This is a genomic window from Faecalibacterium sp. An192 (assembly GCF_002160175.1).
Classification (GTDB): domain Bacteria; phylum Bacillota; class Clostridia; order Oscillospirales; family Ruminococcaceae; genus Faecalibacterium.
The window spans coordinates 98640-121845 of record NZ_NFKB01000003.1 but is presented as its reverse complement, the minus strand read 5'-3'; the positions used below and the strand labels follow the sequence as shown (position 1 = coordinate 121845).

The window sequence follows — 23206 nt, the reverse complement described above, 5'->3', positions numbered from 1 at the left end:
GTAGCTGGCACCTTTGGGCTATTTTGAGCGCAGGACCAAACAGATGGAGTAGAAACCAGCGGCGGGGGCTGTTACAATGGATGGCGCAAGTTAGTAAGTTCTAACCTGCGTCATTTTCATTGAAGGAGGTTTCACCCCATGTCAAAAGCAAATGCAAAGCCAAAGACGGGTTTGGCCCGCTGCATGGAACTGGCTTCCAGGCGGAAGGGCCTGGTTTTCCTGGCTGCGGCCCTTTCGTCCTTGGCAGCCATCGCTTCCTTTGTGCCATATATCGCGGTGTATGGAATGATCCGTCTGGTCCTCGGTGTTTTCCCCCACATGGCCCGGCTGGACCTGGCCGCTGTGATGGCCTGCGGCTGGCTGGCGCTGGCAGGCATCGCGGCCAATATCCTGCTGTATTTTCTGGCTATTTTCGCATCCCACCTGGCGGCCTTCGGGACGCTGTACGACCTGAAGCTGCTCTTCGCGGACCACATTACCAAAATACCTCTGGGCTATCACCTGACCATTGGCAGCGGACGGCTGCGCAAAATCATGGATGAAAACATCGAGAGCGTAGAGGGATTTATCGCCCACCAGTTCCCGGACTTTGTGGCCTCGGTCACAGCGCCTGTGGTCATGGTCATCATCCTGCTGGCGGTGGACTGGCGCTTTGGCCTGGCCTCGCTGGCGGGCATCATCCTGGCCTTTGTGGCCGAGTTCATCGGTTTTGGCAGCAGCGAGATGAAGGAGAACATGGGCCAATATCAGAAAGCCCTGGAAGAAATGAACAATGCCTCGGTGGAGTATGTCCGGGGTATGCCGGTGGTGAAAGCCTTCAACCAGACGGCGTCTTCCTTCAAGAAGCTGAAAGACGCCATTGCCGGTTACACGGAATGGGTGCTGAAATTCTCCCTGGGCTGGCAGAACTGTATGCCCGCCTTTACCACCATCATCAACAATGTCTATCTGCTGCTGGTCCCGGTGGGCATCTGGGTGGGCGCTCATACCGACGACTTCACCAGCTTTGCCATGACCTTTCTCTTTTACCTGCTCTTTGTGCCCGCCATTTCGGGGGTGCTGAACAAGATCATGTACATCTCTGAGTCCTTCATGCAGATCGACGGGAACGTGGCCCGCATGGACGAAATTCTGAACATCCCCGAAATGCCGGAACCGGCCCACCCCCAACAGCCGGCGGGGGAGGACGTAGCATTCCGCGGCGTCAGCTTTTCCTATACCAGTGACACAGGGGAAAAGGCCTTGGAAGATGTCTCGTTTACGGCCAGGCAGGGGCAGGTGACGGCCATCGTCGGCCCGTCCGGCTCGGGCAAGAGCACCATTGCCAACCTGATCTCACGGTTTTGGGACGTGTCTTCCGGCAGCATTACCATCGGCGGGGTAGACATCCGGGATATGGCCCAGGCTGATTTGATGCGCCATGTCAGCTTTGTGTTTCAGGATACCTTCCTGTTCAAGCAGAGCATTCTGGATAACATCCGCATGGGCAACCCCTCGGCCAGTGAGGAGCAGGTGATTGCCGCCGCCAGGGCCGCCCAGTGTCACGACTTCATCTCCCGTTTGCCCGACGGCTATCACACAGTGGTGGGGGCAAAAGGGGTCCACCTGTCAGGCGGCGAGCGTCAGCGCATCGCCATTGCCCGGGCCATTGTCAAGGACGCTCCCATCATCGTGCTGGACGAGGCCACCGCCTTCGCCGACCCTGAAAACGAATATCTCATCCAGAAAGCCTTTGAAAAGCTGATGCAGGGCAAGACGGTCATCATCATTGCACATCGGCTGTCCACCGTCCGCAGTGCGGACAAGATCATCGTCATGGAGAAAGGCCGCCTGGTGGAAGAAGGCCGGCACGACCAGCTTGTGGCCGCCGGCGGGCGCTATGCCCGAATGTGGTCCAACTATACCCAGGCCATTGACTGGAAAATCAGCGGAAAGGCGGTGTAACCATGAGCAAATTGCAGAAAGCGCTCTTTTTGTCCGACAAAGGCTACAGTGACCTGAAAAAGGCCATCTTCGCCTGCACCCTGACCAACCTCGCTATGCTGCTGCCCTTTTGCGTGACAGTCATGATTTTCAGCGAAATTTTAACCCCCCTGGCCGGGGGCGGTCCAATCCGGTGGAGCCGCGTCTGGATGCTGTGGGGCGCGGGCATCGCGGCAGCGGTGCTGGTATTTCTGGCCGCCAAAAACGACTACCGCAAGACCTACATTGCGTCTTACAAGGAGTCCAACGCCACCCGCCTGCGGATTGCGGAGCACCTGCGCAAGCTCCCCATGAATTTCTTCAACACCAAAGACCTGTCGGAGCTGACCACCAACATGATGGCCGACTGCAGCAGCATGGAATCCCTGCTCAGCAGCACCATCCCGCCGCTGATCGCCAACGGCATCACCGTCACTTTGACCTGCATCCTGCTGGCTTTCTTTGACTGGCGACTGGCTCTGTGCGTGTTTGTCACCGTGCCCCTGGCCTTCCTGATCATCTGGCTCAGCCGCAAGCATCAACAGAAGCTGTTTGAAAAGCAGGTGGACGCCAAACTGGCCGCTTCCGACCAGGTGCAGGAGTATCTGGAGGGCATCAAGATCATCAAGTCCTGCGGGCTGTCCGGGGCTCACTTCCGCGCACTGGACAAGGCCCTGCTTGCCATGAAAAAGATTGCCGTCAAGGTGGAGATGGCAGTAGGTGTGTTCATGTCGGGTGCCAGCATGATTTTGCAGGCAGGGGTGGGCATCACCATTTTTGTTGGCGCTGTCCTGCTGACAAAGGGACAGATCGAGCTGCTGCCCCTGCTCATGTTTCTTTTGATGGTCACCCGCATTTACGGCCCCATCCTGGCCATTCTGGCAAACCTGTCCTCTCTGCTCAACCTGCGGGTAGTCACCCGCCGGATGCGCACTCTGCTCACCACCCCTGCTATGGAAGGCAGCGAAACGACGGTGCCGGACTGCAACATCGAGCTTGACCATGTCACCTTTGCCTACAATGAAGAACCCGTCCTGCGGGATGTTTCCTGCAAAATCCCCGCGGGCAGCGTGACGGCCCTGGTGGGCCCATCCGGCTCGGGCAAGAGCACCGTCTCCAAACTGGTCGCGCGCTTCTGGGACGTGCAAAAGGGTAAAATCACGGTGGGCGGCAAAGACGTTAAGTGCATGGAGCCGGAGAGCCTCATGTCCTATATGTCCTTTGTGTTCCAGGACGTGACGTTGTTCAACGATACCGTTATGAACAACATCCGCGTCGGCAACCCAAATGCCACCGACGCCCAGGTGATGGCGGCGGCCAAAGCGGCCTACTGCGACGAATTTATCCAGGAAATGCCGGAAGGTTATCAGACTGTACTGGGCGAAAACGGCGGCACCCTTTCGGGCGGTGAACGCCAGCGCATCTCCATCGCCCGGGCCCTTTTGAAGGATGCGCCCATCATCCTGCTGGATGAGGCCACCGCCTCCCTCGACCCCGAAAACGAGGTCCTGGTCCAAAAGGCCATCGCCAAACTGGTGGCGGGAAAGACCGTCATCATGATTGCCCACCGGCTGCGCACGGTGGTGGACGCTGACCAGATCCTTGTCCTGGATAACGGGAAGCTGGCAGAGCATGGCACCCACCGGCAGCTGATGGAAAAGAATGGCTTGTATCACAAACTGTTCCACATCCAGCAGGAGAGTCTTGGCTGGTCGGTATAAATGCCGGTATATGACTTTCTGCTTACCTGCCCTTACGACAGGCACCGAGACCGTTGTAAAAAGGGCGTTCTAAGCTAACCTCCCACACGGAGAAGCGGCGGTCTTGAGAAATCAAGGCCGCCGCTTCTCTTATGCTGTTTGCCGATAGATAGAATAGAGTGATGATACTTATGGAAGTAAATTTGCGGGAACTATATCCCGACATATATCAGAAAGATGTTCACGTCGATATACCGAGCGAAATCATGGAGGTGATAAGCGCCGCCCAGAGGGCAGACATCGCGTATGAACGCCAGATGTACCGCTATAACGCCCATTATTCTTTGGACATACAGGACGGTCTGGAACATGAGACGCTAGGCTTTTCCCTGACCCCGGAAGCTGTGGTGGAGCAGAAACAGCAGAGGGAATGGCTGTTGTGTGCCGTAATGTCGCTGCCTCCGGCGCAGGCACGGCGGCTCTATGCCAGGTTCTACTTGGGGATGAGCGTTGCAGAGATTGCCGAAGCCGAGGGCGTGGGCCGGGTCCGTATCAGCAGTAGCATCCGGCGCGGCATACAGCGCCTGATGGTGATTTTGGAAGAGAAACCATAAAAGGCCGATATAAGATGGCTCTTACATCGGCATACTTTCACATGGTCAGAGGGTTTCCTTTAACTCTTTCGCCAGGGCGCGGGTGGCATTCAACAGGATTTTTCTGGCTTGGGGAGAACAGGACAAATAGCTGTGCTTCAGCTCGATGATGGCTTTTTCGTCGTCCTCCGAATCAATATAAAACAGTGCGTCTATTGAAATGTCCAGCGCGTGGACAAGCGAAAGCAAAACCTCAAAAGAAGGGTTTTTGAGACCTTTTTCAATCGACTGAAGGTGCTTCAAGGAAATGTGACTCATGTCTGCAAGCTGCTGCTGGGTCAGTTTTTTCTTTTTACGGGTGGCCTTTAGTGCGCTCCCAAGTTTTTCCAAATTCGTCATAGGCACTATCATCTCCTTTTATACAATTCTATAGTACGTGCGCAAAAGTTTGAATACCATTATAGTTCCCCTAAATAGGAATTATAGTACCTAAATTGAAAATTTTTCGATTTTAGAGGGTACAAAACGGCCATTTTTGTCACGGTTTATAGAGGGAGATTTTAATTTTCGCTTTAACAAAGTAGAGCGATAAAGACATTTACGAAAGAAAAAGAGGGAGGTATCAAGATGACTGACATCTTGAAAAACGAGCTAAGTATGTCGAATTGTCCCCGCTGCGGGACCCGTCTCATGTGCGGGAAAATCATTGTAACGGGGTATCACCGGTGTCCCAAGTGCAAAAGGCACTGGATTATCGAGATTGCCCAGAGTAGCGTCAAAGTGACGGAGGCATACTTCCACTTCAAGTCATTCGCATAGAGGCAATCAATCTAAAACTGAATATGGAATGAGACATACTGTAACTGCGTCGGATTGGGTATAGCCCTCAGGGACGGAAATCAGGAGTCAAAAGTTTGTTAGATAGGACTGAACCGGCTATAGGCCGGACGAGCCGGCAGACGGAAGCGATTTCTTTAGGGAAATTGCGGCTGTCTGTCGGCCTTTTTTATGCTCTTTCAGACTATCGCTTCCGTCGCCCCACAGGAGTGACGTATGCGCCAGCACTGGGAGACGTATATCGCCAAATACCCCTGACCTTCAGATTTTGCTTTTGCACGCCAATACACGCGACAAAATCTGGAGGATAACAGTATGCGTTTTGATTCTGTTGAATGTGGGAAGAGAATTAAGGGCTTGAGAGAGAATAAAAATCTTACCCAAATGCAGCTTGCTGAACAAATAAATATTAGCTATGAACATATGCGTTCCATTGAAACTGGCCGAAGAGTGTGTTCTGTAGACTTGGTAGTAGAATTTGCCATGTTTTTTGAAGTGAGCTTAGATTATCTTGTCATAGGCAGAAAGCCGCATTTGGATATAATTCAATCCGATCTTATTACTGCCATTGAAATTCTGGAAAGGGTTAAAAACAAACTTTAAGTAATTTGAAATATTATTATCAAGTACTGGTACAACCAGTACCGGTAACTGGTACTCCGAGTCACTCCCGCAAAAGAAATTTCTAATGTATCATAAAGTCACAGCAAGGGCTTCCCCCAAAAGGGAAGGACAAGCCCAAAGCTGGCGGACCTTGAAAAGTGAATAAGCAGCCTTCTGGTACTTCCAGACAATGATACTTCCGTAACTCGCGGCCCGGCCACAAAGAAGGCGGGGTGGCTGAAACGCCAATGGAGCGGTGCAAATCCGTCGCCAGAAGGTTCCCAACCCTCCCCGGGGCGTCGAGGACAAATGGGGGAGGGAAATCCAAACAAGATTTCAGCCCACCGCTCAAGGCAATCGGACCTCAGACGGTGGGTTTTACAGATAGACTATCAACGCATAAGCAAAAGGAGGTACCCTATGAGTCGCAGTTATACGCGCAATCTCAACACCGCGTCCCTCATTACCCTCTGCCCGGTCTGCCTGCATTCCTTCCAGGATGCGAAGCGCAGCAGCTTGCGCCGCGCAGACCTGCGGCAGCAGAGCAAGGAGATCTGTACTTACTGTCAGACCCGCTACGGTTTCGACTACTACGTCCAGCCTGCGGCTCAGAGGGACTCCAGCCGGCGGAGGGCGAAAGCCTATGTTGCAGCATCTGACGATTGACCCCGAGTTCGAGGGAAAGATACCGCCCCTTCGGGAGGAAGAGCTGAAACAGCTTGAAGAAAACATTTTAGCGGACGGCGTAGTCATCAACCCTCTCATCACCTGGGACGGAGTCATTGTAGACGGCCACAACCGCTATCGCATCCTCCAAAAACACCCGGAAATCCAATTCACCACCTATGAGAAGAAGTTTCCTGATCGGTATGCAGCCATCGCCTGGATTTGTAAGAATCAGCTCGGGCGGCGGAATCTGACGCCGCAGCAGTTCAAATATCTGGTTGGACAGCAGTACAAGGCAGAGAAGTCGTCGCATGGAGGGGCCTATCGAAAAGGACACCCATCTGAACTTGAAAAAGATTCGATTTACCAAAATGGTAAATCGAAAGAGAGGATGAACGTCACATGCGAACGTATTGCTGCGGAAAATGGCATAGGCAGGAATACGGTTATTCGCGCAGAGCAATTTGCCAAAGGTGTAGACGCTGCCGAGGAAACTGAACCCGGCATCAAACAGGAAATCCTCTCTGGCAGTATCAAGCCCACAGAGAAGGCCGTGGCGGCTATCGCCAAGGCAGCGCCGGAAGAACGGCCTGAGCTGGTCCAGAAGCTCCGGCAGGCTAAAGAAGCAAAAGAGACCGGCAAACAAGAGAACGAGCCGAAATGTAAGCCCAAGCGCAGTACCACCGCAACCTTACAGGCCATTCGGGACATCTCAGCCAACATGGTGCAGTCCAACGGGGAGATCGACGCAGACGACATCTGCTCTGAACTGGAAGACGCCCTGGACACCATGATTTTTCGCTGGGATACCTGCCTCAAGGCCAACAAGAAGCAGCGCGCCGCTTGCCAGAAGGGCATTGACCGGCTGACGGAAAAGGGTATCCACTACCTGCAAAATACAAGGAGGACTACATGAAACTTCACAATGCCAGCGCCTACCAGGAAATGATGATCAACAGCAAGATGCTGGAAGTCCCCCGGGGCAGCTACCAGAGAGAGCTGAACATCCACCGGGTGCGCAAGATTGCGGCAGCCTTCGACCCGCGGCTGGTCAATCCGCCCAAGGTCAGCTACCGCAACGGCCGGTACTATGTGTTCGATGGACAGCACACCATCGCAGCCCTCAAACTGTTGAACGGCGGCAACGACCTGATGGTCCGCTGCCATGTGTATCGGGGCTTGAGCGAGAGCGAAGAAGCCCTGCTTTTTGCCCAGCAGACCGGCGTCTCCGCAAAGCTGACGCCTGGCGCTAGGATGCGCGCCCTGATCTACGGCGGCGACCTGGAAGCTATGGCTTTCCTCAAGGCCACTGAATCGGCGGGCCTCTGTCTCGACTACGCGCAGCGGCGCGGCAGGTTCCGTATTGCCTGCATCGGCACGGCCTTTGAGGAGTTCAAGCGGATGGGGCCTGACCTCTACAAGGAGGCGCTGTCCCTGATTGTAGACGCCTGGAATGGCGACTCTGAATCCCTGCGGGCCGAGACGATCCAGGGCGTTTCCCGCTTTGTGGAACTGTACCACGGCGAATACGACCCCCGGCGTCTGATTAGCCGCCTGCACCGGGTAGACCCTCTGACCATCTATCGGGAGGGTCGGGCAATGGGCGTCAATCTGGCAGGTTACAAGAAATACCTCTATCAGGTATATGCCATCTATAACGGGTCCAGTAAGAAGAACGTGCTGCCTATGAAGTTCTGACATCCCCTGATTCATCCCCTTTCGCACAGAAGCCGCCTGCAAACCAACAGGCGGCTTCTACATAAAGGGGTGCATAGCCTATGATTCCCGAAAGCTGGCAATACAGCCGGGGGTGAAAACTACCAGGTTGAAAGGTTCTCACCCGTGACAGGATTCCATAGATTGTATTGTAGCTTTTACAAAATGTTCTGCGAAAGGGGAGATTGCAATGGAAAAATGTGGTTTTATCTTACGCGAAACATTTCAGTCCCAAAGTGACGAACAGCGCAGAGAACGATTTCAAAAAGAATTTGAACGATATATTATCGGCTTGATGGACGGAGTATCGCTTGAAAATCCATTGGAATGACGCTGTATCCTTGCGGTCAAAAGGAAAACACGATATACTATATACAGGCGATTACACCGAAAGGAAAAGGTGTAAATCATGAAAGCTGCTATTTATTGCCGGTTGAGCAAGGAGGACGAGTATAAAGTTGGCGAATCGGAGAGCATCCAGAACCAGAAATCCATGCTTGTCCAGTATGCTATTGAAAGGGGGTTTGACATCTACCAGATTTATTCGGATGAGGATTACTCTGGCATTGACCGGGATCGTCCTGCTTTTAACGCCATGATCCAGGCGGCCAGCGAGCACCGGTTTGACCTTGTTCTGGCCAAGACCCAGTCTCGTTTCACGCGGGACATGGAACTTGTGGAAAAGTATCTGCATGGAAAATTCATTGAGTGGGGGATTCGGTTTATTGCGGTGGTGGACCATGTGGACACCGATGACCGTGCCAACAAAAAGTCCCGCCAGATCAACGGCCTTGTCAACGAATGGTATCTGGAGGACCTTTCCAATAACGTGCGCTCGGTGCTGGACCATAAGCGCCGGGAGGGACAGTACATCGCTTCTTTTGCTCTCTATGGGTACCGGAAGGACCCCTCGGCGAAAGGCAAACTGCAGATTGACCCGGAGGCTGCAGCTGTTGTGGAACGTATTTTTGAGATGACCCTCAGCGGTATTGGCGCTCATAAGATTGCTCAAATCCTCAATAGCGAGGGTATTCCAAGCCCAACCGCATATAAGCAGAGGAATGGAATCCATTATAAGATTTCAGCAAAGAATCCCAATGCTTCCCTTTGGAGTTGTCCCACCATTTATCAAATGCTCCACAACCAAACCTATGCAGGGAACCTGGTTCAGGGACGGCACAAAAAGGTCAGCTATAAGTCCAAAAAGACGGTCTGGCTGCCCAAATCGGAATGGATTGTAGTGCCTGATACCCATGAGGCCATCATCGACCTGGAAACCTTTGAGAGAGTCCAGGAGACGCTGAAAAACCGCGCCCGGAGCGGTTCCAATGGGATGGTTCATCCGCTGGCCCGGAAGGTGGTCTGCGGCTGCTGCGGGAGCATCATGGAGCAGAGCGGCAGCGGAGAGAACAGAGCCAATGGAACCCGGCGGAGATACCTTCGCTGCCGGATGCACCAGCGTGCCCCGGAACGATGCTCCAACAAAACCTGCACCGATCTGAATGCGCTGGAAGAAACTGTCCTCCAGCGCATCCGCACCTATGTAGAAGATTACTTTGATCCGCAAAAGGTGGATTTACCCCAGCGGGATGATCCAGCCCAAAAGCGGGAACAGGCCAAACGGGCAGAACTCCGGCGTCTCAAAGGTGAAGTGGAACGGAGGCGGAAAGCCATCCAGGAGCTTTATCTGGATAAGGCGTCCGGACTGATCGACGCCGGGATGTTTTCCCAGATGAATCAATCCTTTCTGGAAGAGGTGAAACAGGCGGAGGCCAGAATCCTGATTCTGGAAACCGAACTGGGGCAGCAAAAGACGGAAAGAGAGGAGACAGAGGCCCAAATGCAGCGGGTGCGGCAGTTTGCTGCGGTGCCGGTTTTGACCAGGGAACTGGTTGTACTTTTGTTGCATCGGGTGGTGGTTTCACCCAAAGATCCTGAAACTGGAAAACAAGCCGTCACCATCGAGTGGAACTTCTAAAAGAACGAAACAGCGCCAAAAGCGTGTTTGGGTTATTTTGTGTTACCCAGGTGGGGTAGACCTCGCTGGAGGCCACGTTGGCGATATAATCCCGGAAGGATACCGTCACGTTTTTGGCCGAGGAGGAGGGGGTGCCCAGATGGACCGTGATGCGCTTGGGGATGACCACCGCCGGCAGGACCCGGGGGTCTGCGGCGGGTGCGGGGCCGCTGCCGCCGCCGCCCGCAAAGAGGGGATGGGGCGGAATGACCACCGGCTCATCCGGCTCGGCCACCCGGGCGTCAGCGGGGATCATCTCCAGCGGAGCCAGAGTGACCTGGCCCGAGAAGATCTGGATGCCCTCGATCTTCACCGTCCGGTAGCCGGCTTTTTCGGCCACCAGATCGCAGACGGCGTAGGGGCGGACGGTGGTGTTGTTGGGGTCCAGAGAATAGCTGCAGGCCGGGGCCTCGATCTGGATGTCGGCCACGCTGCCGCCGTTGTCGGTGACCCGGCTGGTGGTGAAGCCGTCGCCGGTGACCTGGACGGTAACGCCGGGCATCGGCGCCGATTCCCGGGCTGCAAAGGTTTGGATGCGCAAAATTCCTGTTGCCATAGGCTGATGCTCCTTTACATAGGATATGGGTTGCCCCAGCATATGCGGACGGCCCCCGGAGGGTGAGGGCAGAGGCATCCTTATAGAAAACAAAAGCCCCCGCCCGAAGGCGGAGGCAGAAAAACCCGAAAAAGGCTCAGCGTTCCAGCATGCCGGCACACTGGTCCAGCAGCTGGGTCACCGGCAGATGCTGGGGGCAGGCGCTTTCGCACTGCTTGCACCCGATGCAGTCGGAGGCGAGGCGGCCCGGGGCGGTGGCGGCAGCATAGGCGGTCCGGGCTTCTTCCTGCTGGCCGTTGGCCAGCTGCTTGTTGGCGGCAGCGAAAATCTGGGGGATGGGGATTTCCTTGGGGCAGCCCTTGGCGCAGTAGCCGCAGGCGGTGCAGGGGATGGCCGCAGAGTGGCCCAGAATCTTCTGGGCCTGCTGGATGACCGCCTGTTCCTGGCTGTCCAGGGGGCGGAAATGGGTCATGGTGGCCAGATTGTCCTGTAACTGGCCGGGGGTGGACATGCCCGACAGCACCGCCAGCACCCCGTCCAGAGATGCCGCAAACCGCAGCGCCCAGGAGGCATAGGAAGCCCCGGGGGCGGCCTCGTCAAAGAGCTTGCGGACCTCCGGCGGCGGGTCGGCCAGGGCGCCGCCCTTCACCGGCTCCATAATGACAATCTGTTTGCCGTGGCGGCGGGCCACCTCATAGTTGGCCCGGGCCTGGACGGTGGGATTCTCCCAGTCGGCGTAGTTGATCTGGAGCTGAACAAACGCCACTTCGGGGTGCTGGGTCAGCAGCTCGTCCAGCAGCTGGGGCCCGCCGTGGAAGGAGAAGCCGTACTGCCGGATCAGCCCTTTGGCCTGCTGCTCCTTGACAAAATCCCAGATGCCGAAGCGATTGTACCGCTCGGTGTTGTTTTCCATGATGGCGTGGAGCAGGTAGTAGTCAAAATATCCTGCCCCCGAGCGGGCCAGACTGGTTTCCAGCTGGCGCTTGGCGGATTTTTCGCTGCGGGCCAGGCCGGCGTGAAGCTTGGAGGTCAGGGTGAAGCTGTCCCGGGGATGGCGCTCCACCAGGGCTTTCCGGGCGGCCTCCTCCGAGCCGTAATAAATCCGGGCGGTGTCAAAATAGGTGAAGCCTGCCTCCAGGAACAGGTCCACCATCTCGCTGGTCTGGGCGATGTCGATGCCCAGGCCCTTGCGGGGCAGGCGCATCAGGCCAAAGCCCAGAGGCCCGTGTGCAGTGGATTCAGACATAGGATCTCCTCCTTTTTCGGGCCCCGGCGGGCCCGATGTTCTGAAAGGGGCAGGGGCTGCCCCGTGGGTCGTGGTTTGTCTGAGTGCATTATACACCATCCCGGCGGCGGTGTCCAACCGCAAAAGCGGCCCGCTGCGGGATTGAGCGTTGCTTTTTTGGCTGTATGGTGTATACTGGAAACACAATCCTACACAAATCAAAAGGAGGTTTATCCCATGCAGGCAACCATCCGCAATGAATATCTGACTTTGACGGTGGACACCCACGGCGCCGAGGCGGTCAGCGTCCGGAATGCTGCCGGGCAGGAGATGCTCTGGCAGGCCGACAAATCCGTCTGGGGCCGCCACGCCCCCATTCTGTTCCCCTGGACCGGCAAGCTGGCGGGGGGCATCCTGACCCACAATGGCAAGAGCTACAAGGGCGGCCAGCACGGCTTTGCCCGTGACCTGGAGCACACCCTGGTGCAGGCCGACGAGAACGTGATCCGGCTGGAGCTGCGGGCGGACGATGAAATCAAGGCCACCCGCTTCCCCTACGACTTTGTCCTCACCAGCACCTTCCGCCTGGAGGGCAAGACGGTTCACCACACCCTGACGGTGGAGAACCCCGCCCATGCCCAGGAGCCGCTGCCCTTCGGCATCGGCTATCACCCGGCTTTTGTGGTGCCCTTTGACGACGCCCACACCACCGCCGACTATGAGTTCCGGTTTGACCGGCCCGAGAGCCCGGTTATTCTGGACGCCCGTCCCAACGGCCTGCTGTCGGGCAAGTGCTATTATCAGTGGAAGAACGCCGACCACATCCAGCTGGAGAACGGCATGTTTGACAACGACAGCTTCTGCATGGCGGGCCTGCGGTCCGAGACCCTGGGCATCTATGAGAAGGACACCGGACGGAACGTCACCTGCAACATTGCCGGCTACCCCTATACCCTGATCTGGAGCGCCAAGAGCGACACCATGAAGTTTGTCTGCATCGAGCCCTGGCACAGCCTGCCCGCCGCCGAGGCGGACGGCCCCTCCTGGTCCAAGCGGGCATCGGCGGCCATCCTGGCCCCCGGTGAGAAGTGGGAGACCACCCTCTGCACCACCTTCGACCGTTGACGGTGCGTGAATTTGCCGCCGCACATCGGGCGGCCTTTGTGGCCCTGGGCGGGGCGGCCGCGGCGCTGGCTCTGTTCTGGCTGACCCGCTCCAATCGGGTTTTGATGAACGCCTGGGTGAACCGGGTGTCCATGCCGGTCAAGCGGCTGCTGGGAGCGGTGACCAATCCGCTGCCCTTCAGCGTCTGCGAGGCGGGGGCCACCCTGTTGATTGTGGGAGCTCTGGTTTATCTGGGGCGCTCGGTCTGGATGGCCGCCCATGGCCGACCCGACGCCCTGGGGGCCTGGGCTTTGCACCTGGCGGTGCTGGTGCTGTGGGGGTATTTCGGGGTGTGCGCTTTGTGGGGCACCCAGTACTACGCCGACAGCTTCGCCCAGAAGGCCGGCATGGAAGTGCCCGGCATTCAGGTGGAACAGCTGGCCGCCGTGACCCGCTATTTCGGCCAGCAGGTGGCGGCCTGTGCCGACACCGTCCCCCGGGATGAGAACAACTGCTTCGCGGTGAGCCGGGAGGAGATTTTCAGCCAGACCGCCGGCCTCTACGACCCCCTCACCGAGCGCTGGTCCTTTCTGGACGGGCCGGAGCGGAAGGCCAAGCCCGCCTTTTACTCCAAGCTCATGAGCGCCTGGGGGTTCACCGGATATCTGTGCCCCCTCACCGGGGAGAGCACCCTCAACGTGGACTGTCCCGAGGTCTTTCTCCCGGTGACCATCGCCCATGAGTTTGCCCATCAGCGGGGTGTGGCCGCCGAACAGGAGGCCAATTTCGTGGGCATCATGGCGTCCATTACCAGCGGCCGGGAGGCTTATGTCTACTCGGGCTGGCTGTACGGCTATCTGCACCTGTCCAACGCCCTTTACCGGGTGGACCCGGAGGCCGCGGCGGCCTGTTCCGCCCAGCTGCCCGAGGGGGCCCGGGCGGATTTCACCGCCAACAACGCTTATTGGGCCAGCTGGGAAGGCCCGGTCCAGGAGGTGGGGGAGTCGGTGTACACCGCCTTTCTGGAGAGCTACGGCCAGACCCTGGGAATGCAGAGCTACGGCGCCTGCGTGGATTTGCTGGTGGAGGAGTTCCTGCCCTATACCGGCTGGACCGAATAACGACAAAACAAAAACTCCGCGCCTGGTGCATTCCAGAGCGCGGAGTTCTTTTATTTGTTTACAGGATCAGGCCGGGGGATCAGTAGGCCACGCCCCAGTAGATCATGGTCTTGGCGGGCTTGCCGCAGCAGGGGCAGACGCCGCTCAGCTCTTCCTGCTCGAAGGGCATGCACCGGCTGGAGAGGCCGGCCTCTTCCTTCATCTTGAGCTCGCAGGCCAGATCGCCGCACCACATGGTCTTGATGTAGCCGGTGTTCTCGGCGGCCAGCTGCTTGACCTCCTCCATGGTGGTGGCAGCCCAGGTGCGCTTTTCGCGGTTCTCCAGGGCGCGCTGGTACAGGTCATGGGTCAGAGACTCCAGCAGGGCAGGGATGGCGGTCTCCAGCTCGTCCAGGCTGACAAAGACCTTTTCGCGGGTGTCGCGGCGGACCAGGACGCACTGGTTCTTCTCCAGATCCTTGGGACCCAGCTCCAGGCGCAGGGGCACACCCTTCATCTCCCACTGGCTGAACTTCCAGCCGGGGGCGTTGTCGCTGTCATCCAGCTTGACGCGGGCGTACTTGGCGATGGAGGCGGCCACCTCGGCGGCCTTCTCGGTGACGCCGGGCTTGTGGGGGGCGATGGGCACCACCACCACCTGCCAGGGAGCAATGGCCGGGGGCAGGATCAGGCCGTCGTCGTCGCCGTGGGTCATGATGATGGCGCCCACCAGACGGGTGGACACGCCCCAGCTGGTCTGGAACGGATAGTGCAGCTGGTTGTCACGGCCAGTGAAGGTGACGTCGTAGGCGCGGCTGAACTTGTCGCCGAAGTAGTGGCTGGTGCCGCTCTGCAGGGCCTTGCCGTCCTTCATCATGGCCTCGATGGTGTAGGTGGCCTCGGCGCCGGCAAACTTCTCCTTGTCGGTCTTGCGGCCCTTCACCACGGGGATGGCCAGATCGTCCTCGCAGAAGCTGGCGTAGCAGTTCAGCTGGGCCATAGTCTCGGCCTCGGCCTCGGCGGCGGTCTCATGGATGGTGTGGCCTTCCTGCCACCAGAACTCGCGGCTGCGCAGGAAGGGACGGGTGGTCTTTTCCCACCGGACCACGCTGCACCACTGGTTGTACTTCATGGGCAGCTCGCGGTAGCTGTGCAGGACCCGGGACCAGTGGTCGCAGAACATGGTCTCGCTGGTGGGCCGAACGGCCAGCCGCTCCTCCAGTTCGTCGCTGCCGCCCATGGTGACCCATGCCACCTCGGGGGCGAAACCGTTGACCAGGTCGCCTTCCTTCTTCAGCAGGCTCTCGGGGATCAGCACCGGCATGGCCACGTTTTCGTGGCCGGTGGCCTTGAAGCGGGCGTCCAGATTCTTCTGGATGTTCTCCCAGATAGCCTGGCCATAGGGCCGCAGGATGATGAAGCCCTTCACGCTGGAATACTCCACCAGCTCTGCCTTGACGCAGATGTCGGTGTACCACTGTGCGAAGTTCTCCTCCTGGCTGGTGATTGCCTGTACGAGCTTTTTCGTCTCTTTTGCCATGGTTGTTTTATCCTCCTCATAGGCCGTGCGCCAAACGCAGCGGCGTTCCGCACGAGCCCGTAAATAAAAAGCTCCCGCCCGGCGGGGTCAACCCCCAAAAGCGGGAACTGAACAGCGCAGTTTACGCCAGCTGGCTGTCAACGTACCGGACCACGTCCCCGACGGTGTGCAGGTTCTCGATGGCGTCGTCGGGTACCTCGATCCCAAACTCATCCTCCAGCGTCATGACCATGTCCACGATGTCCAGGCTGTCGGCCTCGAAATCGTTCAGCAGATCGCTGTCCATGGTGATCTTCTCGGGCTCGACGCCCAGCTGCTCGGCCAGGAAGCCGCGAATCTTCTCAAACGTATTCTCCATAATCGTACATTCTCTCCTTTTATGAATTCTGCGGCGGCCGCCGGGGCCGCTGTGCACAAAAGTTCCTCTTACTTTATAGCGTAAGGCCACACTGTTGTCAAGCCCTGTTTTAAGATTCCATGGGAGAGGGCAGGAAAATTGGTCAAAACACGTCTTTGTGCTTGTCAGACGGGCCCGGGTTCATTATAATGATAAAAGATACAAACCCAATGGGAGGGATACTATGAAGCTGGCCTTTACCAAGATGCAGGGCTGTGCCAACGATTATATCTACCTGGACTGCCGCGCCGCCGGCCTGCCGGAGGACATCGCCGGCCTGGCCCGGAAACTGTCGGCCCGCCGGTTCTCCATTGGCGGGGACGGCGTGATCTGTATCTGCGCACCCCAGTCTCCGGACGCCGACGCCACCATGCGGATCTTCAACGCCGACGGCAGCGAAGGGATGATGTGCGGCAACGGCATCCGCTGCGTGGCCCAGTGGCTGTACACCCATGAGCCGGCCTGCGCCGGCAAGGATCTCCTGCGCATCGACACCCTCAGCGGGCAAAAGCAGATGCGCCGCTGCGGCCCGGGGCTGTGGCAGGTGGAGATGGGCCGTTACAGCGCCATGGCGGCGGACCTGCCCGCCGTGAATATGGGGGAGGGACCTCTGGTCCGCTGCACCCTGGAGGCCGCCGGCCAGAGCTGGCAGGTCACCTGCATCAGTGTGGGCAACCCCCACTGTGTGACGGTGGTGGAGGACGTGGACGCCCTGAACCTGGAGGCCATCGGCCCGTCCTTTGAGAAGCATCCCAACTTCCCCCAGCAGATCAACACCGAGTTTGTCCAGCTGCTGGACCCCTGCCGCGTCAAAATGCGGGTGTGGGAGCGGGGCAGCGGCGAGACCTGGGCCTGCGGCACCGGGGCCTGTGCCACGGTGGCGGCCCTGACCGAGCTGGGTCTGGTCCCGGCGGGGGAGGATATCCACGTCCTGCTGCGGGGCGGCGAGCTCATCATCCGGGTGCTGGAGGACCAGCAGCTGCGGATGACCGGCCCTGCCGTCACCGTCTGTGAGGGTGTAACCGAAGTCTGAAACAAAAGAGAGGAAGAAACGACCATGAAGATGAATCAGCACTACAACGAGCTGAAGGCCAGCTATCTGTTTGTGGACATCAACCACCGGATCGCCGCCTTCCAGCAGGCTCACCCCGACAAGGAGATTATCCGCCTGGGCATCGGCGACGTGACCCGTCCCCTGGCCAAGAGCGTGGTCAAGGCCATGGAGGAGGCCGTCCGTGAGATGGGCACCGCCGAGGGCTTCCACGGCTATGGCCCCGAGCAGGGCTATGATTTCCTGCAGAAAGCCGTCCAGAGCTACTACGCCCAGCGCGGCGTCCAGCTGGAGGCCGACGAAATCCTCATCAGCGACGGCGCCAAGAGCGACCTGGCCAATGTGCTGGGCCTGTTTGACACCGACAACACCGTCCTGGTGCCCGATCCCGTCTATCCCACCTATGTAGACGACAACGTCACCGACGGCCGCAGGATTGTCTACGCCCCCACCAGCGAGGCCAACGGCTTCCTGGCCATGCCCGATCCCTCGGTCAAGGCCGACATCATCTATATCTGCAGCCCCAACAACCCCACCGGCGCCGCCTACAACCGGGATCAGCTCAAGCAGTGGGTGGACTACGCCAAGGCCAATGACGCTGTGATCCTCTACGACGCCGCCTATGAGTGCTTTGTGTCGGAGGAGGGCCTGGCCCGCAGCATCTTCGAAGTGGAGGGCGCCCGGGAGTGCGCCATCGAGATCTGCTCCTTCTCCAAGATCGCCGGCTTCACCGGCACCCGCTGCGGCTATACCGTGGTGCCTCACCAGCTGGAGCGGGAGGGCATGAACCTGAACAAGCTCTGGCTCCGCCGCCAGACCACCAAGTTCAACGGCGTGCCCTATATCGTCCAGCGGGGCGCCGCAGCCATCTTCACCGAGGAGGGCATGGCGGAAATCCAGGCCAACCTGGACTACTACCGTCAGAACGCCAAGGTCATCGCCGACGCCCTGAACGAGTGCGGCGTCTGGTACTGCGGCGGCCACAACAGCCCCTATATCTGGATGCGCTGCCCCGGCAACATGGACAGCTGGCAGTTCTTTGACTGGCTGCTGGAGAATGCCGGCGTGGTGGGCACCCCGGGCGTGGGCTTCGGCAGCTGCGGCGAGGGCTACTTCCGCCTGACCGCCTTCGGCGACGCCGAAAAGACCCGTCTGGCCGCCCAGCGGATCAAAGAGGCCATCCTCTCCCTGAGCAAGTAAAACATCTTCCCGGCAGGGCGCTGCATCCGGTGCGGGCCCTGCCGGTCTTTTTGCCCCAAAATCCGCCCGTCTGCCCGGCCGCACCGCGCACAGCGACAGGGAAAGGCCCGGTTTTTTGTGATGAATGAACGTTGAAACGGGTCGGTTTTTATGCTATACTGGCCCATAGAGCGCCCGCAGGGCGGCGCGCTCTGGAAGGAACGGAGGATACCATGATTTTTGATACCCTGAACAACCTGCCCAACTATCTGGGCATGAGCAGCAATCTGGACGCCGCCATCGAGTACATCATGGCCCGCGATATCACCACCCTGGCCGAGGGCCGTACCCGCATCAGCGGGGACGACGTGGCGGTGGAGGTGCGAACCATGACCCCGCAGCCGGGGGAAAAGGTAGATTTCGCCTGCCGCGAAAACACCCTGACCCTGGTGACCGACCTGGTGGGCAGCGAGATGTTTGAGGTCTCGCTGGGGGACTTCTCGGTCAAGAAGCCGGCCGATGGAGATGCGCCGGCCTATGGCAGCGCTCCCACCAGTGCTGCCGGCATGCTGTCGGAGGGGCGGTTCGCCCTGTTCCTGGCCGGAGAGCCCTATAAGGTGGGCATCAAGGCCCAGGGCTGCGGCAAGATCAAGCAGGCTGTGTTCCTGATCGGTTTGGACGAGGAGGAAGACGGCGAGGCGTAAGGGCCCCGGCCGCTCCGGCGAAACGGCCGGAGGGCGGATGCGGTCTGTGCCTGCCGGGAACTGACGTTCAAAAGGCCTTTGAAACGGGAGGGGATGTTGTATGAAGATCGAAACCATCGAGACCCCGCGCCTGTGTCTGCGCGGTTTTATGCCGGAGGATGCGCCCTTTGCCATCAGCCTGTGGAACGATGCCGTCACCGGCCGGTGGCTGTCCGACCCGCGGATCGAGGATATCCCCGACAAGGACGCCTACCTCAAGACCATTGAGACCCTGGGGGACACCATGGACTGCTGCTATCTGGTGGCAGTGGACCGGGAGAGCGGGGAGCGGATCGGCACCTGCAGCTTTAAGCCCGAGAACAACGGCCGCAGCTACGACCTGGCTTATGCCGTGGACCCTGTCCGCCAGCGCAACGGCTACGGCACCGAGATGGTCCAGGCCCTGATCGACTACGCCCGGGCCCGCCGGGCCGGCGCGGTCACCGTTTGCATCGCCCGGGAGAATGAGGCGTCCAACGCCCTGGCCCGCAAGGTGGGGGCCCAGATCATCGCCACCGGGTCCTTCACCAAGGAAGGCACCGGCGAGGTGATTCCCAACTACCTCTATGAGGTGAAGCTGTAACCCCGGCGAAAATCTCTGCAATCGGCAAAATCCCCTGCGTCCCAACCGGGATGCGGGGGATTTTTTGCGCTCTTTTCGGGCGAATGGGCCAAAAATGCCCCGGCAGCGGGGCTGCCGGGGCAGGGAAGGCGATGGGATTTACTTGGGATCGGTGAGCAGCTCCTTGATGGAGGGCACCACGGCGCCCAGGTTCTGCAGCTCGGAGGGAATGATGATCTTGGTGGCGTTGCCGTTGGCCACCTTGGCCAGAGCTTCCAGGCTCCGCAGGGCCAGCACCTTGTCCTCGGGATTGGCCTCGTTCAGCAGCCGGATGGCGTCGGCCTCGGCCTGCTGGATGGCCAGAATGGCCTGAGCCTGGCCCTCGGCCTCCAGAATCCGCTGCTGCTTGACGGCGTCGGCCCGCAGGATGGCGGCCTCGCGCTCGCCCTCGGCGGCGGTGATGGAAGCCTGCTTTTCGCCCTCGGCCTTCAGGATGACGGCCCGCTTTTCACGCTCGGCCTTCATCTGCTTCTCCATGGCGTCCTGGATCTCAGCCGGCGGGGTGATATTCTTGACCTCCACGCGGTTGACCTTGATGCCCCACTTGTCGGTGGCCTCGTCCAGGATAGCGGTGATCTTGGAGTTGATGATATCGCGGCTGGACAGGGTGTGGTCCAGCTCCATCTCGCCGATGATGTTGCGCAGGGTGGTGGCGGACAGGCTCTCCAGCGCGGCAATGGGCTGGTTGACGCCGTAAGTATACAGCTTGGCATCCATCACCTGGAAGAACACCACCGTGTCAATCTGAATGGTGACGTTGTCGCGGGTAATGACGGGCTGGGGGGCGAAGTCCCCCACCTGCTCTTTCAGGCTGACCTTTTTGGAGATGCGCTCAATAAAGGGGATCTTGATGTGGAGGCCGGCTTCCCAGGTGGCGGCATAGACGCCCAGCCGCTCCACCACATATACGGTGGACTGGGGGACGATCACGATGTTGGTGACCACGATGACCAGGACCACAAGGATCAGGGCCAGAATCAGGAAAGTCATGATGGGCATGGATGTACGCTCCTTTCTGTCAGTGGATGGGTGTCTCAAGGGGAACGGGCTCGACGATCAGCAGGGTGCTGCGGATCTCGGCCACACGGCAGCGTTCGCCGGGTTCAAATGAGGCGCCGGGTTTGGCCTGGGCGTTCCAGTCTACACCGTCCAGACGCACCCGGCCGGGCACGTCGTCGGTGACGGCGGTGAGAACGGTGGCGGTGCGGCCGATGTTCAGATCGGCGTTGGTGGGCACCGGGGACTTGCGCAGCTTGGCCGCCAGGGGCCGGAGGGCCAGCAGGCAGACAAAGCTGACAGCCACAAAGATCACCGACTGCACCCGGAGGCTGTCGGTAAAGATGCAGCTGACCAGGGCAACAGCGCTGCCCACAGCGAACCAGACCGACACCAGGTTGAAGGTGGAGGCCTCCACGAACAGGAGGACGATGGTGGCGATCAGCCACCCGATTGGCTGAAGCATAGTATCTCCTTTGCTATGGGGTGGACCGGCACCACAGATCGGGTGCCATGTCTTTATCATATGCGATTTACCTATTCAGGTCAAGGTTTTTTGGATGGAAGGGCAGTCCCGGCCCCGAAATTTGGAATTTGATACAAAAAAGCCCGGCGCTTTTTGGCGTACCGGGCAGAAATTGCGTGCAATTTTTTGAAAAAGGCTGGATTTTGGAGGGAATGTTCTTCTACTTCCTGGCAGAAACACTCCTCCGCGCCTGGCATTTACTGGTAATCGTAGTAGCTGTGGTTGGGGTTGTGGCCGATTTCCTCCACCGTGATGGTGAAGCCCATGGGGTTCACCTCGGTGAATTTGCCGCTGGACAGCTGCTCCACAATCATGTGGTCGGTGCGGTTGGCGATGATCTCCGCCACCTCGTATTCACCGATCCGCTGGAAGTGGAGGATGCCGCCCTCGGCCCGCAGCACCCGGATGTCGCCCTCCCGGAAGGCGTCGCAGGTTTTCCGCAGCTCAGCCAGCTGGGCAATGACGGGGCGCAGCCGTTCCTCGTGGCTGTCCCAGAGGTAGAAGGCCCGGTTGAAGGGGGCGCGGTAGCCCTGCATCCCGATTTCGTCCCCGTAGTAGACACAGGGGACGCCCGGCAGGGTGAAGATGATGGCGTAGGCCATCTTCAGCAGCACCAGACCCTCCTCATAGGCTTCGCCGGTGACGCTGCGGCCGCTCTGCCATTCCCGGCCCCGGCCGTTGGCGGGCTCGTCGGCAATGACGGTGAGGGCCCGCTCGGTGTCGTGGGTGGACAGGAAGTTCAGTGCGGTGTGGAGGGCCGGGGCTGGGTAGTGCTCGCAGATGGAGAGGATCTCGTCGGCGGCGTCCTCGGCGGGCTTGCCGCAGACAAAGTCCAGCACAGCGTTCTTGAAGGGATAGTTCATGACGCTGTCCAGACCCTTGCCCAGCAGGTAGGTGCGGCGGTGGCCAAAACCGTATTTGGTGGTGGCGTCCTCCCACACCTCGCCGATCAGCAGCTTGTCGGGGCCGGCCCGCTTGACGGCGGCCCGGATCTTCTCAATGAAGGCGTCGGGCAGCTCGTCGGCCACGTCCAGCCGGAAGCCTGCCGCACCCCGGCGCAGCCAGGTGTCGATGACGCCGCCCTCGCCGGTGATGAACTCCACATAGGAGGGCTCCTCTTCGTTCACCTCGGGCAGGGTGTCAAAGCCCCACCAGCTGCGGTAGCCGCCGTTGTACTGGGGTGAGAAATCGTACCAGGGGCGATAGGGGGAGTTGGGGTCCCGATAGGCGCCGCCGCTGCCGTAGCGGCCCTCTTTGTTGAAATAGAGGCTGTCGGAGCCGGTGTGGCTGAACACGCCGTCCAGGATGATGCGGATGCCGAACCGGGCGGCAGCCTGGCACAGCTCCTCAAAATCCTTGTTGGAGCCCAGCAGGGGGTCTACGTTCAGATAGTTGGCGGTGTTGTAGCGGTGGTTGGAGTGGGCCTCGAAAATGGGGTTCAGATAGATATAGGTGACCCCCAGCTGATGCAGATAGGGCAGCTTGAGCTGGATGCCCTTCAGGTCGCCGCCGAAATAGTCGTGGTTCAGGTGGCCGCCGGTCTCGTTGGGCTGCCAGAAGGGCTCGGCGTGCTTGTCGGCCCGGTAAATCCGGTCCGAGAAGGGCATATGTTTGTTTTCCACCGCCTCGCAGAACCGGTCGGGGAAGATCTGGTAAAAGACTCCGCCCTTGACGCAGTCGGGGGTCTCAAAGTCCGGGTCGTAGACGGTGAGCTGCCAGCGCTCGCCGTCCTGCCAGGACAGGACGCCCTCGCCCATCTTCCCCCGGAAAATCCGGCGGAAGTCGGTGTACAGGTCAAAGTAATAGAAGTACAGGCCCACGTCCTCCACCCGGACGTCCACCGAAAAGTGGTTCAGGCCGGGGGTCTGGCCGTCGAACTGCATCCGGTAGTAGACGGGCTGGTCCCCGGGGCCCTCCTTCTGGAGGACCAGATGGGGGTCCACATAGCCCAGATTCTCCGGGATGGTGAGGGCCAGATGCAGAGTCTGCCCGGCGGGCAGGGCGCCGAAGGGGCGCTTGTAATAGGTATCGCAGCTGTTGAACAGGCAATCCAAAGTCGGTCGTTCCTTTCAA

Annotated in this window: 23 protein-coding genes; 15 read left to right on the top strand and 8 right to left on the bottom strand. The window is 59.0% G+C overall.

Translation table 11 applies throughout. The features are described 5' to 3' along the window. Nucleotides 1-138: 138 nt before the first annotated feature. From B5F27_RS02080 to B5F27_RS02070, 3 genes are all read left to right on the top strand, one after another. On the top strand, nucleotides 139-1944 hold the full coding sequence (locus B5F27_RS02080; RefSeq protein ID WP_087364331.1) for an ABC transporter ATP-binding protein: 1806 nt from the start codon (nucleotides 139-141) through the stop codon (nucleotides 1942-1944). A gap of 2 nt (nucleotides 1945-1946) precedes the next feature. Further along, nucleotides 1947-3683, top strand: coding sequence for an ABC transporter ATP-binding protein (locus tag B5F27_RS02075; protein ID WP_087364329.1), 1737 nt, complete (start codon nucleotides 1947-1949; stop codon nucleotides 3681-3683). 161 nt (nucleotides 3684-3844) lie between these two features. Continuing rightward, nucleotides 3845-4276 carry a sigma-70 family RNA polymerase sigma factor gene (locus B5F27_RS02070; RefSeq protein WP_087364326.1) on the top strand — a complete coding sequence of 144 codons (432 nt, stop codon included), beginning with the start codon at nucleotides 3845-3847 and terminating at the stop codon, nucleotides 4274-4276. 45 nt (nucleotides 4277-4321) lie between these two features. Here the strand turns inward: B5F27_RS02070 and B5F27_RS02065 are convergent, their stop codons facing one another. Then, complete coding sequence (locus B5F27_RS02065) at nucleotides 4322-4654, bottom strand: helix-turn-helix transcriptional regulator (RefSeq protein WP_087364324.1); 333 nt, start codon at nucleotides 4652-4654, stop codon at nucleotides 4322-4324. Between the two features lie 753 nt (nucleotides 4655-5407). Here B5F27_RS02065 and B5F27_RS02055 point away from each other — a divergent pair. From B5F27_RS02055 to B5F27_RS02035, 6 genes are all read left to right on the top strand, one after another. After that, a complete protein-coding gene (locus B5F27_RS02055) occupies nucleotides 5408-5695 on the top strand; it encodes a helix-turn-helix transcriptional regulator (protein ID WP_087364319.1) in 288 nt (95 codons plus the stop codon). Between the two features lie 420 nt (nucleotides 5696-6115). After that, complete coding sequence (locus B5F27_RS02050) at nucleotides 6116-6361, top strand: hypothetical protein (RefSeq protein ID WP_087364317.1); 246 nt, start codon at nucleotides 6116-6118, stop codon at nucleotides 6359-6361. Continuing rightward, a complete protein-coding gene (locus tag B5F27_RS02045) occupies nucleotides 6339-7277 on the top strand; it encodes a hypothetical protein (RefSeq protein WP_087364315.1) in 939 nt (312 codons plus the stop codon). The genes B5F27_RS02050 and B5F27_RS02045 overlap by 23 nt, the downstream gene beginning before the upstream one ends. Then, the gene (locus B5F27_RS02040) at nucleotides 7274-8059 is read left to right on the top strand and encodes a DUF6551 family protein (protein ID WP_087364313.1); all 786 of its coding nucleotides are present in this window, start codon (nucleotides 7274-7276) and stop codon (nucleotides 8057-8059) included. The genes B5F27_RS02045 and B5F27_RS02040 overlap by 4 nt, the downstream gene beginning before the upstream one ends. A 208-nt stretch (nucleotides 8060-8267) precedes the next feature. Next, nucleotides 8268-8408 (top strand): hypothetical protein, encoded by a 141-nt coding sequence (locus B5F27_RS16745; protein ID WP_158098178.1) that lies wholly within the window; start codon nucleotides 8268-8270, stop codon nucleotides 8406-8408. Between the two features lie 78 nt (nucleotides 8409-8486). Continuing rightward, entirely contained in the window at nucleotides 8487-10055 is a 1569-nt protein-coding gene (locus B5F27_RS02035; protein WP_087364310.1) for a recombinase family protein, read from the top strand. On the opposite strand, the gene B5F27_RS02030 is transcribed toward B5F27_RS02035, so the two are convergent. Next, entirely contained in the window at nucleotides 10033-10650 is a 618-nt protein-coding gene (locus B5F27_RS02030; protein ID WP_206422982.1) for a hypothetical protein, read from the bottom strand. The two genes, B5F27_RS02035 and B5F27_RS02030, sit on opposite strands and share 23 nt — an antisense overlap. A gap of 136 nt (nucleotides 10651-10786) precedes the next feature. Further along, on the bottom strand, nucleotides 10787-11896 hold the full coding sequence (locus B5F27_RS02025; RefSeq protein WP_087364308.1) for an aldo/keto reductase: 1110 nt from the start codon (nucleotides 11894-11896) through the stop codon (nucleotides 10787-10789). 216 nt (nucleotides 11897-12112) lie between these two features. On the opposite strand from B5F27_RS02025, the gene B5F27_RS02020 reads away from it, so the two are divergent. Continuing rightward, entirely contained in the window at nucleotides 12113-13000 is an 888-nt protein-coding gene (locus B5F27_RS02020; RefSeq protein WP_087245464.1) for an aldose 1-epimerase family protein, read from the top strand. Then, nucleotides 12964-14100 carry a DUF3810 domain-containing protein gene (locus B5F27_RS02015; RefSeq protein WP_144066469.1) on the top strand — a complete coding sequence of 379 codons (1137 nt, stop codon included), beginning with the start codon at nucleotides 12964-12966 and terminating at the stop codon, nucleotides 14098-14100. The genes B5F27_RS02020 and B5F27_RS02015 overlap by 37 nt, the downstream gene beginning before the upstream one ends. A 79-nt stretch (nucleotides 14101-14179) precedes the next feature. On the opposite strand, the gene proS is transcribed toward B5F27_RS02015, so the two are convergent. Beyond that, nucleotides 14180-15619 carry a proline--tRNA ligase gene (gene proS / locus B5F27_RS02010; protein ID WP_087245468.1) on the bottom strand — a complete coding sequence of 480 codons (1440 nt, stop codon included), beginning with the start codon at nucleotides 15617-15619 and terminating at the stop codon, nucleotides 14180-14182. Between the two features lie 121 nt (nucleotides 15620-15740). Then, on the bottom strand, nucleotides 15741-15977 hold the full coding sequence (gene acpP / locus B5F27_RS02005; RefSeq protein WP_087245470.1) for an acyl carrier protein: 237 nt from the start codon (nucleotides 15975-15977) through the stop codon (nucleotides 15741-15743). A 223-nt stretch (nucleotides 15978-16200) separates the two neighbouring features. Here acpP and dapF point away from each other — a divergent pair, with 223 nt between their 5' ends. From dapF to B5F27_RS01985, 4 genes are all read left to right on the top strand, one after another. After that, entirely contained in the window at nucleotides 16201-17049 is an 849-nt protein-coding gene (gene dapF, locus B5F27_RS02000; protein ID WP_087245472.1) for a diaminopimelate epimerase, read from the top strand. A gap of 24 nt (nucleotides 17050-17073) precedes the next feature. Further along, on the top strand, nucleotides 17074-18267 hold the full coding sequence (locus tag B5F27_RS01995) for an LL-diaminopimelate aminotransferase (RefSeq protein WP_087245474.1): 1194 nt from the start codon (nucleotides 17074-17076) through the stop codon (nucleotides 18265-18267). 212 nt (nucleotides 18268-18479) lie between these two features. Then, nucleotides 18480-18950: a YhcH/YjgK/YiaL family protein gene (locus tag B5F27_RS01990; RefSeq protein ID WP_087364304.1), complete on the top strand. Its 471-nt coding sequence runs from the start codon at nucleotides 18480-18482 to the stop codon at nucleotides 18948-18950. Nucleotides 18951-19050: 100 nt separating this feature from the next. Then, nucleotides 19051-19572, top strand: a complete 522-nt coding sequence (locus B5F27_RS01985; RefSeq protein WP_087364302.1) for a GNAT family N-acetyltransferase — start codon at nucleotides 19051-19053, stop codon at nucleotides 19570-19572. 138 nt (nucleotides 19573-19710) lie between these two features. Here B5F27_RS01985 and B5F27_RS01980 read toward each other — a convergent pair whose 3' ends face one another. The 3 genes from B5F27_RS01980 to B5F27_RS01970 all read right to left on the bottom strand — a co-directional run bounded on the left by B5F27_RS01980 (nucleotide 19711) and on the right by B5F27_RS01970 (nucleotide 23187). Further along, nucleotides 19711-20610: an SPFH domain-containing protein gene (locus B5F27_RS01980; RefSeq protein WP_206422981.1), complete on the bottom strand. Its 900-nt coding sequence runs from the start codon at nucleotides 20608-20610 to the stop codon at nucleotides 19711-19713. Between the two features lie 19 nt (nucleotides 20611-20629). Continuing rightward, nucleotides 20630-21073 carry an NfeD family protein gene (locus B5F27_RS01975; RefSeq protein ID WP_087364300.1) on the bottom strand — a complete coding sequence of 148 codons (444 nt, stop codon included), beginning with the start codon at nucleotides 21071-21073 and terminating at the stop codon, nucleotides 20630-20632. A 257-nt stretch (nucleotides 21074-21330) separates the two neighbouring features. Further along, nucleotides 21331-23187 carry a glycoside hydrolase family 13 protein gene (locus tag B5F27_RS01970; protein WP_087364298.1) on the bottom strand — a complete coding sequence of 619 codons (1857 nt, stop codon included), beginning with the start codon at nucleotides 23185-23187 and terminating at the stop codon, nucleotides 21331-21333. Nucleotides 23188-23206 lie beyond the last annotated feature (19 nt).

Coding starts and splice junctions, on each gene's coding strand:
- B5F27_RS02070 (WP_087364326.1), top strand. CDS start 3,845: ATGATACTTATGGAAGTAAATTTGCGGGAACTATATCCCGACATATAT.
- B5F27_RS02045 (WP_087364315.1), top strand. CDS start 6,339: ATGTTGCAGCATCTGACGATTGACCCCGAGTTCGAGGGAAAGATACCG.
- B5F27_RS02080 (WP_087364331.1), top strand. CDS start 139: ATGTCAAAAGCAAATGCAAAGCCAAAGACGGGTTTGGCCCGCTGCATG.
- B5F27_RS02055 (WP_087364319.1), top strand. CDS start 5,408: ATGCGTTTTGATTCTGTTGAATGTGGGAAGAGAATTAAGGGCTTGAGA.
- B5F27_RS02030 (WP_206422982.1), bottom strand. CDS start 10,650: ATGGCAACAGGAATTTTGCGCATCCAAACCTTTGCAGCCCGGGAATCG.
- B5F27_RS01995 (WP_087245474.1), top strand. CDS start 17,074: ATGAAGATGAATCAGCACTACAACGAGCTGAAGGCCAGCTATCTGTTT.
- proS (WP_087245468.1), bottom strand. CDS start 15,619: ATGGCAAAAGAGACGAAAAAGCTCGTACAGGCAATCACCAGCCAGGAG.
- B5F27_RS16745 (WP_158098178.1), top strand. CDS start 8,268: ATGGAAAAATGTGGTTTTATCTTACGCGAAACATTTCAGTCCCAAAGT.
- B5F27_RS01985 (WP_087364302.1), top strand. CDS start 19,051: ATGAAGATCGAAACCATCGAGACCCCGCGCCTGTGTCTGCGCGGTTTT.
- B5F27_RS02020 (WP_087245464.1), top strand. CDS start 12,113: ATGCAGGCAACCATCCGCAATGAATATCTGACTTTGACGGTGGACACC.
- B5F27_RS01990 (WP_087364304.1), top strand. CDS start 18,480: ATGATTTTTGATACCCTGAACAACCTGCCCAACTATCTGGGCATGAGC.
- B5F27_RS02050 (WP_087364317.1), top strand. CDS start 6,116: ATGAGTCGCAGTTATACGCGCAATCTCAACACCGCGTCCCTCATTACC.
- B5F27_RS02025 (WP_087364308.1), bottom strand. CDS start 11,896: ATGTCTGAATCCACTGCACACGGGCCTCTGGGCTTTGGCCTGATGCGC.
- B5F27_RS01975 (WP_087364300.1), bottom strand. CDS start 21,073: ATGCTTCAGCCAATCGGGTGGCTGATCGCCACCATCGTCCTCCTGTTC.
- B5F27_RS02075 (WP_087364329.1), top strand. CDS start 1,947: ATGAGCAAATTGCAGAAAGCGCTCTTTTTGTCCGACAAAGGCTACAGT.
- dapF (WP_087245472.1), top strand. CDS start 16,201: ATGAAGCTGGCCTTTACCAAGATGCAGGGCTGTGCCAACGATTATATC.
- B5F27_RS02040 (WP_087364313.1), top strand. CDS start 7,274: ATGAAACTTCACAATGCCAGCGCCTACCAGGAAATGATGATCAACAGC.
- B5F27_RS01980 (WP_206422981.1), bottom strand. CDS start 20,610: ATGCCCATCATGACTTTCCTGATTCTGGCCCTGATCCTTGTGGTCCTG.
- B5F27_RS02065 (WP_087364324.1), bottom strand. CDS start 4,654: ATGACGAATTTGGAAAAACTTGGGAGCGCACTAAAGGCCACCCGTAAA.
- B5F27_RS02035 (WP_087364310.1), top strand. CDS start 8,487: ATGAAAGCTGCTATTTATTGCCGGTTGAGCAAGGAGGACGAGTATAAA.
- acpP (WP_087245470.1), bottom strand. CDS start 15,977: ATGGAGAATACGTTTGAGAAGATTCGCGGCTTCCTGGCCGAGCAGCTG.